The sequence below is a fragment of the Marinomonas sp. genome (genome assembly GCF_965225885.1).
In the GTDB taxonomy this organism is placed as follows: Bacteria; Pseudomonadota; Gammaproteobacteria; order Pseudomonadales; family Marinomonadaceae; genus Marinomonas.
Genome location: NZ_OZ245329.1, coordinates 3,836,245 through 3,853,357, shown reverse-complemented (window position 1 = coordinate 3,853,357; position 17,113 = coordinate 3,836,245). Strand labels below are relative to the sequence as shown.

The following is a 17,113-nucleotide window of genomic DNA, read 5'->3' as shown; positions in this document are numbered from 1 at the left end:
GTTCCTTATAGTAAAACAGATAAAAAATTTAGCCTAATGCCACAGCAATAAGGCCAATAAAAGTAATGAAAACCCCAACAATTTTAGGACGCTTTAAAGACTCTCCAAGGCCGATTACAGCAAACAACACACCAAATGGAATACTTAATTGTCGGAAGGCGACGACATAGCTGACATTACTAACAAACGCCATACTCAGAATCACCAGTGAATACGTTCCTAGCATGAGTACGCCTGTTAGTAAGCCAATACGCCATTGTTTGATAAACATCTGGCGAAAGGCTAAACGTTGCTTTTGTGTGGAGAAAATAAACCAGACCATCCAAATAACTGCGAAAGCACTTTGCAACGCCACATAAACCAAAGACACCTGCCAAGGGCTAGCTAATGGTGTTCCCGAGGCATTGCTTAAGTCGCGCATTAGTTCAGTTGCATGGCTATCGACAAGGGAATAGCCGGCTGTCGCAAAAGCGGCCAGTAGGGCAAAAGCCGTGGTGCGGTTTTGATAGTTCGCCAGTTTAAAGTCCCTAAAACTGGGTAAGGGTATGAATAAACAGCCGACAACAATCATTACAATGCCGATGACTGCTTGTGGGGAAATTGTGCTTTGTTGACCTAATAATGTGCTGGAAATCGCGACAATGATTAATGGCGACGAGCGAGCAATAGGATAGGCGATGGACATATCGCCTGCTCGATAGGCTTCAGCCAAGCCCCATAAATAAAGTGCCTGCAATAATCCAGTGGCGAATAGCAACATTACAATCTCGCGATTAAACGCGCGAATCAAATCCCATTGCCAAAAAACAAACGGTGAAAAAAATACCGCACCCGCCACCATGGTTAAGAAGAAAAAGCCCAGTGTTGGGCTTGTTTTTTTACCAAAGAAATTCCATCCAGCGTGCATAAAGGTGGAAATTAAAACCAGCACAATGGCAGTGATTGTCATCGATCAATTGCTCCTAGCGTGTGCGCCAATGCTGTGTATGTTTGAGGACCACATTGCCTAGCAACCAATGAATAAGGCGAGCAACCATGCAAGTCAGCATGATCATCACCGCCATGGCGGCCGCAGGAGCAATATCGCCGGCGTCATCCATATTCAATACCGCGACAGACGCCAAGTTTGTATCGTAAGAATACAAAAATACCACTGCAGAGACGGTCGTCATCCATATTCAATACCGCGACAGACGCCAAGTTTGTATCGTAAGAATACAAAAATACCACTGCAGAGACGGTCGTCATCGCATTCACAAATAAGTAACTGGCGATGTCTAATACCGCTGGCATACAAACTGGCAAAGACACGTGCCAGAAGGTCAATATTTGTGGCACTTTGAGTGAGGCTGAAACGGACTCAAACTCTGGGTCGATCTGCTTTAACGCTGTGGTCGCCGTGAGATGACACACAGTATAAAAATGGCTAATAGTACACACAACGAGAATCGCCATGGTGCCATAAATGCCATTAAGCGGATTATTTGGCGCATTGAAAAAGAAAATATAAGCCAAGCCTAAGACCAATCCCGGCACAGCTAATGGCAGGATTGCGAATAAATGGAAGAACCATTTTAACAGCTTGAAACCGGCTAATTTGGCGACTAAATAAGACTGGAAAAAGATAAAACCCGTGCCGATAACCGCCGTATAAATACCCAATTGGATTGAGTTCCAATAAGACTTCCAGCCGCCGCCATCCATTAGGTCAAAGTTATAATTCTTTAACGACAATGATAGGTTGTAAGGCCAGAAAGTAACTAAAGAGGCATATACCGCCATGGCAATTACGCCTAAAATAATCACGGAAACTGCTATCATCAAGAGCAAAAACGCTTTGTCTATGATGTTGCGTGCCGGTGGTGTCCAAGGTACGGCTTTCGAGGTTAATAATGCAGATTGGCGGCGCTGTAACCAACGGTCTGTGATGAAGGTTAAAATCGCCGGAAGCAATAGAATCACACTGACCGCTGCGCCCATTTCGAAATTCTGTTGGCCGATGACTTGTTTATAAATGTCTGTCGCAAGCACATTAAATTGCCCGCCGATAACTTTTGGTACGCCAAAATCTGTGATCACTAATGTAAACACCACAAAGGCAACGCTGATAATGCCATATTTAGCGGCTGGCAAGGTAACTGTGAAAAAGGTACGCATAGGCGAGGCACCAAGCGCTTCGGCGGATTCATACAATCGTGCATCTGTGTTTGCCAGTGCGGTTAGCATGATCATTAAGGCGTGAGGGAAAGTCCAAAAACATGAACCGATGACGATACCAATTGGCCCATAAATGCTTTCGCCCATTAAGACTTCTTTTAAAATACCCTGGTTACCAAATAAATACACTAAGCTGATCGCTGGCAATAAAGATGGTGCCAAAATTGGTAAGACTAAGACAATCCGGAAAAAGCCTTTTAATGGAATGCGTGTACGGCTGATCGCATAAGCGGTTAAAAACGCTAAGCTGGTGACGATCACCATAGATAACAAGGCAATAAATAACGAGTTGCTGACTGAGCTATACAAACTTGGCGTGTCGATGAATTTCGCAAAGTTGGCTAAGCCAATAAATTCTCCCTCTCTGTTTTCGACGCTTTTTGATAGTAAAGAATACAGCGGCAAAACTACGCAAATAAATAGACCTAATACGCCAATAATTAAAATGCCACCCAACGACCATTCGTCCACGCTGCGGCGTTTGTGTAGATGAGAGAAATGCCCGCGAGAAGAGGGCGGAGTCGATTGTTTTGTTTTAGTGTCTGCTTGTTGTGTTGCTGAATACATTAGGCAACGCCTCCAAAAATATGCAGACGATCATGAGGTAACTGACAAACAACATTTTGCCCAAGGACTAAATTGAGGCGAGACATTTCGTTCATAGAAATATCGGCAATAATTGGCCGCGCGTGATCTTCTAATTTCAATGAAGAGCGGACTCTTGAGCCCAAAAATTCTAAGTTAAGTACTTGCGCATTTAGTATATTGCCAGCGGAATGGTCGGCTTGAAAACGCACATCTTCAGGGCGAATCGCTAATTGTGCGTTTTGACCAAGAGGCAGATTTGACGGAGCATCACAATGCAAGGTTAAGTTACCTGATTGCATTTCACCTGCGCCACTGACTTTAGCGCTTAAGAAGTTCATTTCACCAACAAACTCAGCGACAAAAGGCGAAATCGGATTTGCATAAATGTCTTGTGGTGTGCCGATTTGTTCGATTATGCCTTGATTCATCACGACGATTTGATCCGCCATGGTTAAGGCTTCTTCTTGGTCGTGAGTTACCATGATTGTGGTTACGCCAAGCTTCTCTTGAAGTTGTTTGATTTCTTGTCGCAAATGCGCACGAACACGGGCATCAAGTGCGGATAGTGGTTCATCGAGTAATAATAAACCGGGTGATGTTGCTAGAGCGCGAGCTAAGGCGACACGTTGTTGTTGTCCTCCTGATAGTTGCGCTGGGTATTTGCCTTCGCTGCCTGATAGCCCAACGGTTGCCAAGAGTTCTGTTACGCGCGCACGCCGTTCGTTGGCGGATACTTTTTGGGAGACCAAACCATAAGCGATATTGTCGGCAACGCTTAAATTTGGAAACAGAGCATAAGATTGAAAGACAATGCCAAAATCTCTGTGGTTCACCGGAGCGTGAGTGATATCGCGTCCTGCTTGAAAAATCTGCCCAGATGTTGGTGTGTCCAGTCCCGCGACAATGCGTAATAAGCTGGTTTTACCACAGCCAGAAGGCCCAAGAAAGCAGACGAATTCTCCTTCGGCAATGTTCAATGAAACGTTTTTTAGCGCTTGGTGTGTGCCAAACATTTGATCAATATTATGCAATTCCAAGTAGGTTTGGTTGGACATGATAGGTCCTCTTTCAGTCGTGAGCGTTTAATCAAGATGGGGGCTTGCTCTGAAATTAAACAGTTGAACCGCGGTTTTCATGCGGTTCAACTGAAGAGGATCGTAGCAAAGAGCAGAGTTTTCCTACGATCATCATGTGCTTATTTGGCTTCGCTTTTGCTGTCGTAGCGTGCTTGCCATTGGGTAAGAATCGTTTCGCGGTTTTTGGCAGACCACTCAAAGTCATTATCGATCATCAAAGACTCCGCGTTCTCAGGGAAAAATTCGATAGGCTTGGCCATTCCAGGCATGGCAACAACGGCATAGCCTTCGCTGTACATTTCATTGGCCTTTTTAGAAATCGTCCAATCGACAAGTTTTCTCGCCGCTTCAAGCTTTTTCGTGCCCTTGATAATCGACGTCGCTTCCATGTCCCAGCCTAGACCTTCTGTTGGAAAAACGATGTCCAATGGCGCGCCTTGTTTTTTTGATTTCGCAGCACGAAAAGCAAAAGAGATACCGATTGGAATTTCACCAGACGCCGCCAATTTACAAGGTTTAGAACCAGAGTGAGTGTAGCGACTAACATTGCTGTGCAAGGCGTCCATATAATCCCAGCCTTTATCCTCTCCGAACATCTGCAACCAGCTGCTTACGTCAAGGAAACCAGTACCAGAAGAATTAGGGTTTGGCATGATGATGTGATCTTTGTAAACCGGATTTGTCAGATCCTGCCAAGAGGTTGGTTTTGGTAAACCTAATTTTCCTGCTTCTACTGTGTTGAAGCAGATTGCCGCCATCCAAGCGTCCATTCCGACCCAAACTGGTTCTTTGTATAAGTCTTTGAATTTTGGAGAAATTTTTTCATAGCCGTTTGGCTTATAAACGTCGAGTATGCCATCGTTTTTCAATAGCATTAGGCTGGTGGCGGCAAGTCCCCAAACCACATCGGCTTGAGGATTGTCTTTTTCTGCCAACAGTTTAGCGGTGATGATGCCAGTAGAATCGCGCACCCAGTTGATTTTGATGTCTGGGTTGTCTTCGTTAAAGCGTGCTGCATATTTTTTAAGGTCTTCTGCTTCAATCGCAGTGTAAACCGTCAGCTCGGTTTTCGCTGCATGAGCAGAAATAGAAACTAATGCGATACCAGCCGTGGCGGCAAGACGTTTAAAAAGGGCTTTCTGTGTCATCTTCACTTCTCCATCGTTTGTATTGAATGAGAGGTGATGAATATTCTGGTGAGCAGATAGGGCTCTGAGCACCAAAAAAAGCATCAACTCGTCAATCTGGTCTATACCAGATTTGTTAATGCAAAATAGCAGCCAAAAATGTCATTTATGTGACAGTGAATAAAAAAACGCATCAAAAAAGTTAGGCAACGCGACAGATAGGATGATGTTTTTTTAACGATAGAAAAGAGAAAAGACGCAAAAGAAAATGATTAATCTCGAATAGCGATGTTAATCGTGACGGCATCATGTCGCCAAAATTCGTAATCAATTTCAAGCACTTGCTTGTTGTTTTCGTCATTGCTTAAGTAGTTGATTCGCTCGATATGAAGGCCTGGCTGACCGGCTGAAATTCCTAGATCATTGGCTGCATGAGCGGGAAGTGAGGTGGATTTAAAAAATAAATCCATATTGTGATATTCGATTTGATATTTACTTTTCAACAGCTGACTTAATGATTGAGTTAGGTCTTCGTTTTCAATTCCAGGTAACAGTGCAATATTAATATACATTTTTTCGATTAATACCGGACGTTGATCGATGTAACGTCGGCGATGTAAAAACAGCACCGGCGTATTTTCAGGAATCCCCATTAGAGCCGCAATGTGAGCGTCTGCTGGCTCTAGTTGTTGAGCCAGCTTTTGTGTTGATGGCTGACAACCTTGCTCGGAAACATACAAGTTAAAGCTGAGGTAACTGGCCGGGTCATATACCACAGCTGGTGGCGTGACAAACCAACCTCGACGATTTTGTCGATAGATAAGACCTTCTGCTTCTAAGTTTTGCAGGGCTTGTCGCACTGTAATGCGAGTCAGCTTGAATTGTTCTCCTATCTCTCTTTCAGAAGGGAGCTTGGAGCCAGCTAGCAAAGCTTTATTTGCAATCAATTCACTAAAGTAACGTTGTATTTGTTGGTAATGGCTGCTGGACATAGAGTGCCTGAAAATTGAAAGTCTCTAAAAAATAAAAAATACACCTCAATATACACTTTTTTGTTTTCGACTTATAAATCAAAAAATGCATTTCAGTATTTTTTTGAGTGATGAGTGAATGAATTGAGCTAAAGTAGGGCGATTTGGTCGAAAAATGGTCAATTTTGATGCGTTAAATATCGTTAACTATGCATATAAAGTGTAAGTAGGGGCATGTTATCATGCTAAAAAATACGCAGTTTACTTTTCACCTAATGACAGGTTTACACATTATGCTAAGAGGCTTCGATACTTTTAGAAAACGCATTACTCTCTTGTCTGGAGGATTGCTACTTTCCCTAAGTTTGGTGCTTGTGACCTCGTTTTATCAACTTACGTCCACTCGGCTTTCAGCCGCCAGTGGTGAGTCTCTGGTGAGTATCAGCCAGTCTATTTCCAATATGTTGTCAGCCAATCTAATGGAGCGTGAGCGAGAGATTCTTTTGCTTAGTATGCGCACCTCTTTGTATGAAACCCAAGAATTAAGCGCGTTACAGCATGCGATTGACCAGATTAAAAACTCTTATAAAAACTATGCTTGGATTGGTTTTGCTAATGCCAATGGTGTCGTTTTAGCATCGGGCAACGGCATATTAAAAGGCGCAGATGTTAGTCAGCGACCTTGGTTTATTAATGGTCGATCAGGCCCTTTTGTTGGTAATGTTCATAAGGCATTATTGCTTGAAAATTTACTGCCTAAGCCGAAAAATGGTGCGCCAATTCGTTTTGTGGATTTTGCCGCTCCGGTCATAGGGGAAACGGTGAGTTGAAAGGTGTGGTTGCGACTCATGCCGATTGGGCTTGGGTTCGAGAGGTCTTATTGTCTTCCTTGACCGAAGCGTCGAAAAGAAAAGGCATTGATATCTTTATTATCGATAATGACCACAACGTTTTATACCCAGATAGCCATTTCCCTAACGATATTAACGTGCCAAAAGCACTGCCAAAAGATGGTCAATTTAAATCTTTGATTTGGCAAGACAAAGAAGAATATTTGACCAGTTTAGTCTCGGTGCATTCTCCAGAATCGTCAAATTTGGGTTGGCAAATTGTCGTGCGCCAACCATTGTCTATCGCTATGTCTACAGTCAACGAAGTGCATAAACTGTTACTCTTTTTAGGCGTATTTTCGACCTTGCTTTGTATGATATTGGCTTATCAATTTGCGAGTACATTAAGCCGCCCATTAGAGCGTTTGGCACACACTGCAAAAAGTATTCAACAAGGAAATCGACAAGCGACCTTCCAAGACAATAGCAAGCTAAGTGAGGTGGTGAGCTTAAGTCGTTCATTAGAGGAAATGATGTCTTCCCTATTGGAGAGAGAGCAGTCGTTAATGCAGATGAACCTGACGTTAGAAACAAAGGTGCAAAATCGAACGGCTGAATTAGAAGCCAGCAATCGATCTTTAGAAGCCATTGTTCGACAAGACCCGCTTACGCATAGTTATAACCGTTTAGCTTTAGATGAAGCATTACTTAATGAATATCGAATGTCTCAGGAGGGGAATCAACCTTTCGCTGTGATTATGACGGATGTTGATCACTTTAAAAAAGTGAATGATGTTTACGGTCATACGGTTGGAGACACTGTACTTAAAAAAATGGCTAAGTTGCTTACAGATTTGGTTGGGGCTAAAGGTATGGTGGCTCGATTTGGTGGCGAGGAGTTTACTGTGTTGTTACCTAATACAAATGTTCAGGAAGCAAAAAACATGGCAGAGATATTACGCGAGAAGCTTGAAAAAGAAGAGATGAGTACAGGATTGTATATTACAGCGAGCTTTGGTATCGCCATGTTTAAAATAGATGACAGCCATTATGAGCAAGTGCTGAATCGTGCAGATGCCGCTCTTTATAAAGCGAAAGAGCAAGGCCGAAACCGAGTTGTAGTCGGGTAATTAGTTGGTTTTTATCATTTTTATTTTAGAAGTGCTGACAAAAAATAACGATATGAAACACAGTAATGTGTAAATGAATAGTACAATCCTCCCGACGTCATCTGTTGTGATGATTAGATTTTAAAAGGAGATTCATGCGACGCTTTGCTCAATCTGGTTTACGTGTAAAAAGTAGCCAAGGTAGAAATTTTGCTTTTTTACGTGCATGTGTTGTTTACGTGTTGTGCGTATTTTTCACTATTCAAGTGTTTGCAGTCGAGGTTTATTCTAGCGACATTACTCCTTCCAACGAGACAACACCTATTCTGTTATTAGGCAAACCAGGCGAAGAAACGTCTCTTTCATTGGCTGATATAGAATCTTTTGGCTTATTTGAAACAAAAGAAATGCAGCACTATGACGGACCAGAAGGGCGTTTTGCTGGCATCTGGTTAAATGATTTACTCAAAAAATACGGGCTTTTCCAAGTACCGAGATTGCGCTTCTCTGCTTTAGATGGTTATGAAGTCTTTATCTCAAAGGATGTGTGGCAAAAAAATCAATATCTTATGGCAACACGTTTAAACGGTGAGCCTATTTCTCCAGAAAATTTAGGTCCACTATTATTAATTATTCCCTCCGAGGTAGGCTTGTCAGAAGACACGACAGTAAGCAAAACGCTTTGGATTTGGGCCATTAGTGAAATTATCATCCAATGATAGGCACTAGCATAAAGCAAATTCAAATTAGAATTTTGCTGGTTTTCATTGTGTTCTTGGGACTTAGTATCGAAGCTGTGCTCTATTTTCAGCAACAGTCTAAACCGTTATTAGCCGCCAATTTCACCGCTCTCGTCATTGACATCATGCAGGCACAAGAGGATGTGCATCGGTTGAAGCGATCTTTAGCTTATCTGAGAGCGGACAGCCCATTTTTTGATATTAATGAATTAGAAAAGACGGCACTTAGTATTCGTTATCGGCTTCCTGTCATCAGCGGAAAAATAGGGGAAAGTCGATTAGATGATATTGAATATAAATCCTACATAAAAATTCTAGAAGATGTGAGTCAAACCCTACCTGAGTTCAGAAAACGTATTCAAGATGTTAAGGCTTCTGCAGATAAAAAAGCCGATCTCATACCATTTTTAGATACGTTAGAGCTAAAAATGGCGGTATCAATTACTGAGCTACGCAATATTGTACAAGATGCTTCAAGTATCGAGCGGCGTTTGAAAAATCAATTGAAGTACTTAATTTGGGGGCTTATTGGCACAATACTCTTGGCTTTTTCGGCTCTGTTAGTTGTATTAATTAGGCTTTATCGAATTAAAGAAGTCCTAACAATACAGAATAATCTGGACCATTTAACGCAGCTGCCGAACCGTCGATTCATTACTGAAAAAACGCAGAAAATCTTGCTGACTCGACCAAGCCAAATTGGCTTAGCGATTATAGATTTGGATCTATTTAAAAAAATCAACGATTTGTATGGCCATCCTGCTGGTGACGAAGTGCTTAAAGTTATTGCTGACATATTTGCCAAGAATATCTCTATTCCAAGTTCGGTTGCCCGTCTTGGTGGTGAAGAGTTCTGTATCTTATTTTTAGAAAAAAGTCAGCAAGAGGTTCTACAGATCTGTGAAGATATACGAGAAACGGTCGAGCAAACTAAAATCAAAGTCAATAACAGCACGCTCATTCACCTGACACTGAGTATTGGCCTTTATTATCATGAGGGTGAACGACAAACCACCTTTAGCCAAATTTATAATTATGCAGATCAAGCTTTGTATTTGGCGAAAAAAGAAGGCCGTAACAGACTTGTAATGCATGAGACCAGTAAAGCTTAATCGCTCGATTTAGCGTTTGAGTGATGCCTGAAAGCGGATGGCTTTAGTCCGCTTTTCCGACGTCAGAGAGTTTTGATCTGGATCCAAAGATAGGCCGCCAAGGTTTTATATTTCTTTCATTTTGAATCACTTATATTATTAGCGAAGTTTTAAAATGTTCGCCATCAAACGTAGTAAAAAGGTAGGTTGTAATGGATTTGATCCACAGTGTTATTCTCGGATTAGTAGAAGGTGCAACAGAATTTTTGCCGATCTCTTCCACTGGGCATCTGATCGTTGTTAGCCAATGGCTGGGGATGGAGCAAACGGAAGGGAATAAAGCGTTTGAAGTGATTATCCAATTAGCAGCGATCTTGGCTGTGGTGGCGAATTATAAAGAGCGTTTTACGTTTAAGCATTTCCGTTTATGGTGCCAAGTATTTGTGGCTTTCTTGCCTGTCGCTATCGTTGGTTTTTTGTTTCGTCATCAGATCAAAGACATGTTTTCTGTGACGATTGTCGCGACCATGTTTATTGTCGGTGGGGTAATTTTCCTACTGACAGAGCGTTTTATAAAAAATAAGTCTCCCAGTGTCGATAGCCTCGACGATTTGAGTTTCAAGCAAACGCTGTGGATCGGTTTTGCACAAATTTTTGCCCTGATTCCCGGTACGAGTCGTGCAGGTTCGACCATTGTTGGTGCTTTGTTGGTTGGTCTGAGTCGCAAGGCCAGTGCAGAATTCTCGTTCTTATTGGCGTTGCCGGTGATGATGGCTGCTTCTGGTTATGACATGCTTTCGCATTATAAGGAATTTGCTGGTGAGCAGTGGATGCCTTTAGTGGTTGGCTTTATCGTCGCTTTCTTAAGTGCGTTTATTGTTATGAAATTGTTTATGGCATTTTTGGCAACATTCACGTTTGTGGCGTTTGGTTGGTATCGGATTATATTTGGCGCGCTTTTGTTATTTCTTTCATAAGCCGATTTCTTATTGGTCCGATAAAACCATGACGACTATTCAATAGAGGTTTACACATAAGAAGGGATGTTTTGTAATGTCCCTTCTTTGCAATGTGATTCACTGGACCTATTTGTCATGCGTCGTTATTTTCTTTTTGCTGTTGTTGCCTCTTTATTGATTGGAAGTTGTGCTTCTTCCGATAACTCGCCAGAGAGACGTTCGCTGGATTCTTTTAAACATTCATCTGCTTGTTACGATAGACATACAGAACCTTTTACGCCTGTTGTGGACACGCATTTGCATTATCGACCTTTTGACGGCCGAGCGATTCCGTTTAACGAGGTGAATGCGTTTTTATCTCGTACGACAGTCCGTTTTGCCAATGTTTATGGTATTGGGCAAATGTTGCCAGCTAACTCACGCTGTTCTAATTATCTAAAATGTCCTGGCACGCCTGTTTCACCGACTACGCGGAATGACTTCGTCAATGCTGCCAACATGGTGGAATACAAACCTGACGACCTTCATCTTACTTTGTCGATGACTTTTACGGATTTGTCCAACCCTGAACCAACAGTTGAGTTGATGAATCTGTATGAAAAAGAATACCCCGGGTTATTTCATTGGATGGGGGAAGTGAACTTGGTAAAACAAGCTCAATTCTTCAATCATCACGAACCAGCCACGCCAAAAGACATCACCAAATGGGCGGGATTCATGGCGGAGTTAAGGGCGAGAGATTATCCAATCACCATTCATTCGGATTTGGGTAACAAAGCCGAACCGACTTTGTATTTGCCTTTGATGGAGCAAGCCTTAGCACTTTATCCAGATAATAAAATTGTGTGGGCTCATTTGGGGTTGTCTTACGAGCAAACGAATATGGATGTTAGTGAGCATATCGCTATTCTGTCACGTTTACTGGACCAATATCCGAACTTGATGTTGGATATTTCATGGCGAATTTTAGACGATTATTACTTTAGTAAGTCGGCAAATAGGATTCAATACATTGCCTTTATGAATCAATATTCTGAGCGAATTTTGCCGGGGTCTGACTTTGTTGCTTTTCGCAATAATACCTTTAAGGTCTATCAAAAGGAGTTAGAAGCAACCAGTCACATATTGCAATATCTTGATGATAATGCCTTTCGTAATATTGCCTTAGGGGAAAACTACTTTAAGCTATTAAAGCTTGATTATCAGGCGCCAGAAGTATGTCAGGGTTAGGTTTGGCTTAGACGGTTTTGTTTTTTATTTACTTAGTTTATTCGTTGTCTTTCATTGTTAAATAGTGCAGCTTATTCCATGCTTTTACGAGTCTATTTAGGAGGATTTGACTATGGGCAAATTTCTTACAGCTGTTCCCAATCGTGATCAGTCTTTAGGCGAAGAGATCGCCAATAGTATCAGTCATGGTCTAGGATTGGTGGCTGCAATCGTTGGTACGCCATTTCTAATTTTGAGAGCTATTCACTACGCCGATGCAAGTTTTGCGGTCGGGGTGAGTGTTTTTTCCGCTACGATGATTTTATTGTATCTTGCTTCTATGGTGTATCACGCCATTCCTGAAACCATGCCTAAGACAAAACGTTTGTTTTGTGTGTTGGATCATTCGGCGGTATACCTTCTTATTGCTGGGACTTACACACCTTTTACCTTGGGGGTTTTGGAAGGTGTATGGGGCTGGTCTTTGTTAGTCGCTGTTTGGACGCTAGCATTGATCGGGGTTGCTCTAAAGGCCTTTGGTAAGGCATCGCATCCTGCTTTATCCACCACACTATACGTTGTCTTGGGTTGGCTTATTCTTATCGCTATTAAACCTTTAGTGTCTCTCATGGTACCGAATGGTTTGTTGTTATTGGTATTAGGTGGTGTGCTTTATACATTGGGTGTGGTGTTCTTTGTGCTTGATTCAAGGTTGCGCTACGGCCATTTAGTCTGGCATCTGTTTGTGCTTGGTGGGACGGTTAGTCACTATTTTTCAATTTTCTATTATGGGGCTTAGGGAAAGCTGAGTTATTGTTTTTGTTATTTTTTGCTCAAGTAATCAGTGTCAGATTTTGCTTGCCACCGATGCAAGGTTTTAAGCTGTTCTATAAGTAAGGCTTTATTATTTGGCGTTAATTCGCTAAACAATTTTAGTACGTGATGAGTATCTGGATTGAGCAGTAGACGGTCAATCCCCCCTTCATTTTTTTCTTCGTTCTCTTCTTTTTTTAAGAAATCAGATATGTCGTTTATTGGCTGCTCACTTGCTGCATATAGTACCGAAGGTTTGGTATCTAATGCTTTGGCAAGTTTTTGTAACACTTTTTGTGAGGGTTGCCTTAGGCCTTTTTCGATGCGTGAAACATTACTGGTGGCCATATCTGCCTCCAGTGCAATTTGTTCTTGTGTCATTCTACGCTGAATGCGTAAAACCTTGATGACGTGGCCAATATTCATGGCAATATTATCCATTTAGTTTTGCCAATATGGCAAAACCTGTGAGGCAATTCACTTGACACTATTTGCCATATAGGCAATATTGATGAGCTTTTGTGTCTAAAAGACAAATGAGTGATGATAATCTGAGTTAATTGAAGCATGCAGTAGAAGGATTTTTTTGTGAAAACGGATGGTTTGAATACTGGGCGTGATTGGCAAGAGTTACAAGAAACGAATGGTCGCTTTGTTGTGTTAGACAGTAATGATCTGATTGTTTCGTGTAATGATAACGCTGAACATGCACGATCTGTCTCAAATCTGCACGATATTTTTCCGTTGGATTGCTTCTGGTTAGATTCTGAACAGCGTACATTTCACCTTAGCGAATTCAAGAAGATAGTAGGAAAAGAAATCAAACTTTTATTTATGCCAAGTGATTTCGAAGCTTGCAGAGTAAAGGTTATAGTAGAAGCATTTCAATTATTTGATCGGCAATATTACAGTTTGCTAATTCAAAATGATCAAACAGAATGTAGCCTAGACGATAGATATCATTCTTATCAAATGGCTCAAGCGTTAAGTACTGACCTGAAAAATAATTTACTAGAGCTAAACTACCAACCCCAGATAAATATATCAGACAGCAGTCTTTATGGGGTTGAAGTATTAGCAAGGTGGACAGATAAAAAAGTAGGTCGGATTGCTCCTGATGATTTTATTGCCTTGGCAGAAGAGTTTGGTTTGATTGCTGAGTTAGATTTATGGGTGTTGCGGCAAGCATGTAAACAATTAGCCATTTGGCGAGAAAAAGATATTCAGGTTCCCATCATTGCCGTTAATTTTTCCCCCCTCAGTTTTCGTCATCCTAGCCTTAAAAATGAAATTCAATCTATTCTGAATCAGAATGGTATTTTACCCTCTAGCTTAGTGCTTGAAGTTACGGAAAGTAAAAAAATAAAGTCATCTGATCCTTTTATTAATGTCATTATCGATCTTCATTCCATCGGTGTGAATATATCATTAGATGATTTTGGCACAGGATATTCCAATTTAAAAAGATTGCTAAAATTCCCCGTTTCTCAGTTAAAGCTAGATAGAGCGTTTGTTTGTGAATTACCAAATAAACTCTCGGAAGAGTTAAGTGAAGTTGTCCTGTCTATTAGTAAAAAGATCAACGCTGTCGCGATAGCAGAAGGCGTAGAGACGCAACTGCAGTTGTCTTACTTGACGGCTATGGGCTATCAGGTTTTTCAAGGGTATTTGTTTTCATCACCCTTATCCAAAATAGAATTCGAGAATTGGTTTTTTAAAGATTCTAATATTTCTTTATAAATAAAAATAACAAGGAAAAGTGAGTATTTGTTTTTAATACTCTTTTAAGTTTGGTTTTTAAATACAGCTTTTGTTGTTTTTAGCCATTATGGTTTTTTAAAAAAATATTAAAAGGAATAGAGATGTTAAGAAAGATAAATATTAGGTCACGTTTACTGATGGCCTTTTCAATCATCGTATTTTTATTGGTTTGTCTAGGTGGAGTAACTATGACTGCCATGAAGGATATCCGAGTAAATTCAGACATGATTGAAACAAAAATCTTACCTGCTGTAACCAGCCTAGGTGATATGAATAGTAACTTAATGCGAGTGAGGATTTTTACCTTAAGACTTTTGAGCGAAACAAGTGAAGATGGCAAGAAAGAGACCGTAGCCACCCTTAAAAAGTTAAAGGAGGAAGTGATAGCGTATCGAGAACAATACGAAGCGACTGTGTATTTAGATAGCGAACGACGCTTATTTAAAGAGTTTATGAAAGCAGAAGAAAATTATTATAAGTTGCAAGATAAGGTTGCTTCTTTTGCAGTGCAAGGAAATAAAGACGCTGTCTTCGCTTTGGTTCCTGACATGAATAAAGCCGCAGATAAGATGGTCGGCTTGCTGAAAGAAATTGTGGCGGCTAACCAAAAAGCTGCAGAAGAAGCTAGCGTAAACTCTAAGAAGGCGTATGACATCAGCTTTAATCTTATTATTTTTATTATTATTGCCGCGACAGCGATAGCTGCCGTGATTGCTGTTGTATTGTCGAAAAGTATTAATAAGCCATTGCAAGATGCGGTTATCTCTGCAGAGGTCATTGCAAAAGGCGATTTAACTCAACTTATTACCGCACAAGGTGATGATGAGTTAACATGTTTGACCAATGCGTTAAAAACAATGCAGGGAAATCTACGAGAGGCCATTGTTCATATTGGTGACTCATCCAGTCAGCTTGCGTCAGCGGCAGAAGAGTTAAACTCTGTTACTGAAAGCTCGTCGAATGGATTGATGCTACAGAATAATGAAATCCAACAAGCAGCTGCGGCCATTGCTCAAATGAGTTCTGCGGTAGATGAAGTTGCTCGAACGGCACAACAAACCTCCGAAGCGTCTGCTGACTCCGCTAAATTGGCTGCTGATGGCAAAGCGCGAGTCGGTGAAACAACGGCCGTTATTATTGATATGAACAAAGAAATGACGATCAGCACTCAAGTGATTAACCAATTGGCTGAGCAAGTTGCATCGATTGGTCAGATCCTAGATGTGATTCGTGCCGTTGCAGAACAGACAAACTTGTTAGCTCTAAACGCCGCAATCGAGGCGGCTCGTGCTGGTGAGGCCGGTCGAGGCTTTGCGGTAGTAGCGGATGAGGTGAGAAGTCTTGCTCATCGAACTCAAGAGTCTACCGGTGAAATTGAAACCATGGTTCGTCAAGTTCAGCTGTCAGCGAATGAAGCGGTGTCTTCAATGGAAAGTACCAGTCAAAAAACCAGCCAAGCTCAAACGGTTGCCGCTGAGGCTGCGAAGGCACTAGAGCAAATTACTGCGCGTATCATTGCGATTAGTGATAGCAACCATGTTATTGCCAGTGCTGCAGAAGAGCAGTCTAATGTTGCTAAGGAAGTTGATGGCAATATTACGACCATTAGTGATTTGGCTGCGCAAACAGTGGTTGGTGCAAACCAAACCAGCGCAAGTACCGCTGAATTGACTCGATTAGCCATTGAGCTTAATGAATTGGTGATTAAATTTAAGGTGTAGTTTTTAACAGTTAAGCTATTTACTGATCTAGTTTGGTCGGTTTCTCTCTCACCAATATCTTCCAAACTAGATCAGGTGTATATTGCTAAACTCCTTGTTGGGCTCGATCAACACAATCTTCTTTTCTTGGTAATGCTTAGCTACTTATGACTATCGCTTTAAAAAACATAGCTCAATCCGATGTGACTTGTTCTAACTGCCAAGCGTGCTGTTGTCGTATGGAAGTGATGATCATCAGTGATACTGGTGTTCCCGACAAACATATCTCGGTAGATGAATGGGGTGGGGAAACTATGTTGAGATTAGACGATGGCTGGTGTTCGGCTGTTGATAGAGATACCTTTCTTTGTACGATTTACGAAAATCGTCCTTGGATTTGTCGTGAGTTTGAGATGGGCTCGGACGAGTGTAAGGAAGAGTTTAATGTCATTAGGTAAGATGACATCAAGTAGCGGCGGAGCGCAGCTACTTGATGATTAGGCGAATACATTAAAGTCGATATAGAGCACAGACTTTGTTGCCAGAAGGATCGCGTAAATACGCCAAGTACAGTTTAAAAGTCCCGCCATCACGAATTCCTGGTGGATCCTCGCAAGCAACTCCGCCATTTGCTAGGCCTGCTTCATACCAAGCATTGACCACTTCTTCAGAAGCTGTTGTAAAGCCAATAGTACTGCCATTGCCGTGAGTTGCCGCTTCGCCGTTGATGGGTATTGTTATTGCAAACACGCCAGTGTCTGTTCGATAAAAGCATCTTCCCCTTGGGTCGATGAATCCTTCTGCGTATCCTAATGTTTTAAAAGTCGCATCATAAAATGTTTTAGAGGCTTGTAGATCGTTTGCGCCTAGCATAACGTGACTGAACATAGTGTTTTTATCCTTGTCTGTGATTATTATTTGG

The 17,113-nt window shown here is 41.6% G+C and carries 16 protein-coding genes and 1 pseudogene; 10 read left to right on the top strand and 7 right to left on the bottom strand.

Going from position 1 to position 17,113, the window contains the following annotated elements; all coding sequences use genetic code 11:
* Positions 1–28: 28 nt before the first annotated feature.
* The 5 genes and pseudogenes from ACO05V_RS18420 to ACO05V_RS18400 all read right to left on the bottom strand — a co-directional run bounded on the left by ACO05V_RS18420 (position 29) and on the right by ACO05V_RS18400 (position 6,000).
* Positions 29–949, bottom strand: a complete 921-nt coding sequence (locus tag ACO05V_RS18420) for an EamA family transporter (protein ID WP_421854985.1) — start codon at positions 947–949, stop codon at positions 29–31.
* Positions 950–962: 13 nt separating this feature from the next.
* Positions 963–2,784, bottom strand: a pseudogene (locus ACO05V_RS18415) (putative 2-aminoethylphosphonate ABC transporter permease subunit).
* Entirely contained in the window at positions 2,784–3,860 is a 1,077-nt protein-coding gene (locus ACO05V_RS18410) for a putative 2-aminoethylphosphonate ABC transporter ATP-binding protein (protein WP_421854982.1), read from the bottom strand. The pseudogene ACO05V_RS18415 and the gene ACO05V_RS18410 overlap by 1 nt, the downstream one beginning before the upstream one ends.
* A 140-nt stretch (positions 3,861–4,000) precedes the next feature.
* Entirely contained in the window at positions 4,001–5,029 is a 1,029-nt protein-coding gene (locus tag ACO05V_RS18405) for a putative 2-aminoethylphosphonate ABC transporter substrate-binding protein (protein ID WP_421854979.1), read from the bottom strand.
* Between the two features lie 251 nt (positions 5,030–5,280).
* A complete protein-coding gene (locus ACO05V_RS18400; RefSeq protein WP_421854976.1) occupies positions 5,281–6,000 on the bottom strand; it encodes a UTRA domain-containing protein in 720 nt (239 codons plus the stop codon).
* Between the two features lie 221 nt (positions 6,001–6,221).
* Here ACO05V_RS18400 and ACO05V_RS18395 point away from each other — a divergent pair, with 221 nt between their 5' ends.
* The 7 genes from ACO05V_RS18395 to trhA all read left to right on the top strand — a co-directional run bounded on the left by ACO05V_RS18395 (position 6,222) and on the right by trhA (position 12,716).
* A complete protein-coding gene (locus ACO05V_RS18395) occupies positions 6,222–6,809 on the top strand; it encodes a hypothetical protein (protein WP_421854973.1) in 588 nt (195 codons plus the stop codon).
* Between the two features lie 5 nt (positions 6,810–6,814).
* Positions 6,815–7,939, top strand: a complete 1,125-nt coding sequence (locus tag ACO05V_RS18390; RefSeq protein ID WP_421857018.1) for a GGDEF domain-containing protein — start codon at positions 6,815–6,817, stop codon at positions 7,937–7,939.
* 134 nt (positions 7,940–8,073) lie between these two features.
* Entirely contained in the window at positions 8,074–8,637 is a 564-nt protein-coding gene (locus tag ACO05V_RS18385) for a molybdopterin-dependent oxidoreductase (RefSeq protein WP_421854970.1), read from the top strand.
* 50 nt (positions 8,638–8,687) lie between these two features.
* The gene (locus tag ACO05V_RS18380; RefSeq protein ID WP_421854967.1) at positions 8,688–9,770 is read left to right on the top strand and encodes a GGDEF domain-containing protein; all 1,083 of its coding nucleotides are present in this window, start codon (positions 8,688–8,690) and stop codon (positions 9,768–9,770) included.
* 191 nt (positions 9,771–9,961) lie between these two features.
* Positions 9,962–10,726 carry an undecaprenyl-diphosphate phosphatase gene (locus ACO05V_RS18375; protein WP_421854964.1) on the top strand — a complete coding sequence of 255 codons (765 nt, stop codon included), beginning with the start codon at positions 9,962–9,964 and terminating at the stop codon, positions 10,724–10,726.
* 117 nt (positions 10,727–10,843) lie between these two features.
* The gene (locus ACO05V_RS18370; protein WP_421854961.1) at positions 10,844–11,938 is read left to right on the top strand and encodes an amidohydrolase family protein; all 1,095 of its coding nucleotides are present in this window, start codon (positions 10,844–10,846) and stop codon (positions 11,936–11,938) included.
* Between the two features lie 112 nt (positions 11,939–12,050).
* Positions 12,051–12,716: a PAQR family membrane homeostasis protein TrhA gene (gene trhA, locus ACO05V_RS18365; protein ID WP_421854958.1), complete on the top strand. Its 666-nt coding sequence runs from the start codon at positions 12,051–12,053 to the stop codon at positions 12,714–12,716.
* Between the two features lie 23 nt (positions 12,717–12,739).
* Here trhA and ACO05V_RS18360 read toward each other — a convergent pair whose 3' ends face one another.
* Entirely contained in the window at positions 12,740–13,171 is a 432-nt protein-coding gene (locus ACO05V_RS18360) for a helix-turn-helix domain-containing protein (protein ID WP_421854955.1), read from the bottom strand.
* A 147-nt stretch (positions 13,172–13,318) separates the two neighbouring features.
* On the opposite strand from ACO05V_RS18360, the gene ACO05V_RS18355 reads away from it, so the two are divergent.
* The 3 genes from ACO05V_RS18355 to ACO05V_RS18345 all read left to right on the top strand — a co-directional run bounded on the left by ACO05V_RS18355 (position 13,319) and on the right by ACO05V_RS18345 (position 16,649).
* Positions 13,319–14,470, top strand: a complete 1,152-nt coding sequence (locus ACO05V_RS18355; RefSeq protein ID WP_421854952.1) for an EAL domain-containing protein — start codon at positions 13,319–13,321, stop codon at positions 14,468–14,470.
* A gap of 122 nt (positions 14,471–14,592) precedes the next feature.
* Entirely contained in the window at positions 14,593–16,212 is a 1,620-nt protein-coding gene (locus ACO05V_RS18350) for a methyl-accepting chemotaxis protein (RefSeq protein ID WP_421854949.1), read from the top strand.
* A gap of 146 nt (positions 16,213–16,358) precedes the next feature.
* Entirely contained in the window at positions 16,359–16,649 is a 291-nt protein-coding gene (locus ACO05V_RS18345; protein ID WP_421854946.1) for a YkgJ family cysteine cluster protein, read from the top strand.
* 52 nt (positions 16,650–16,701) lie between these two features.
* Here the strand turns inward: ACO05V_RS18345 and ACO05V_RS18340 are convergent, their stop codons facing one another.
* Positions 16,702–17,079 (bottom strand): VOC family protein, encoded by a 378-nt coding sequence (locus tag ACO05V_RS18340; protein ID WP_421854943.1) that lies wholly within the window; start codon positions 17,077–17,079, stop codon positions 16,702–16,704.
* Between the last annotated feature and the right edge of the window lie 34 nt (positions 17,080–17,113).

Bases quoted from the DNA above. Each gene is read 5' to 3' on its own strand.
- ACO05V_RS18345 (WP_421854946.1), top strand. From the start codon at position 16,359: ATGACTATCGCTTTAAAAAACATAGCTCAATCCGATGTGACTTGTTCT.
- ACO05V_RS18395 (WP_421854973.1), top strand. From the start codon at position 6,222: ATGCTAAAAAATACGCAGTTTACTTTTCACCTAATGACAGGTTTACAC.
- ACO05V_RS18375 (WP_421854964.1), top strand. From the start codon at position 9,962: ATGGATTTGATCCACAGTGTTATTCTCGGATTAGTAGAAGGTGCAACA.
- ACO05V_RS18360 (WP_421854955.1), bottom strand. From the start codon at position 13,171: ATGGATAATATTGCCATGAATATTGGCCACGTCATCAAGGTTTTACGC.
- trhA (WP_421854958.1), top strand. From the start codon at position 12,051: ATGGGCAAATTTCTTACAGCTGTTCCCAATCGTGATCAGTCTTTAGGC.
- ACO05V_RS18405 (WP_421854979.1), bottom strand. From the start codon at position 5,029: ATGACACAGAAAGCCCTTTTTAAACGTCTTGCCGCCACGGCTGGTATC.
- ACO05V_RS18400 (WP_421854976.1), bottom strand. From the start codon at position 6,000: ATGTCCAGCAGCCATTACCAACAAATACAACGTTACTTTAGTGAATTG.
- ACO05V_RS18385 (WP_421854970.1), top strand. From the start codon at position 8,074: ATGCGACGCTTTGCTCAATCTGGTTTACGTGTAAAAAGTAGCCAAGGT.
- ACO05V_RS18350 (WP_421854949.1), top strand. From the start codon at position 14,593: ATGTTAAGAAAGATAAATATTAGGTCACGTTTACTGATGGCCTTTTCA.
- ACO05V_RS18410 (WP_421854982.1), bottom strand. From the start codon at position 3,860: ATGTCCAACCAAACCTACTTGGAATTGCATAATATTGATCAAATGTTT.
- ACO05V_RS18370 (WP_421854961.1), top strand. From the start codon at position 10,844: ATGCGTCGTTATTTTCTTTTTGCTGTTGTTGCCTCTTTATTGATTGGA.
- ACO05V_RS18340 (WP_421854943.1), bottom strand. From the start codon at position 17,079: ATGTTCAGTCACGTTATGCTAGGCGCAAACGATCTACAAGCCTCTAAA.
- ACO05V_RS18420 (WP_421854985.1), bottom strand. From the start codon at position 949: ATGACAATCACTGCCATTGTGCTGGTTTTAATTTCCACCTTTATGCAC.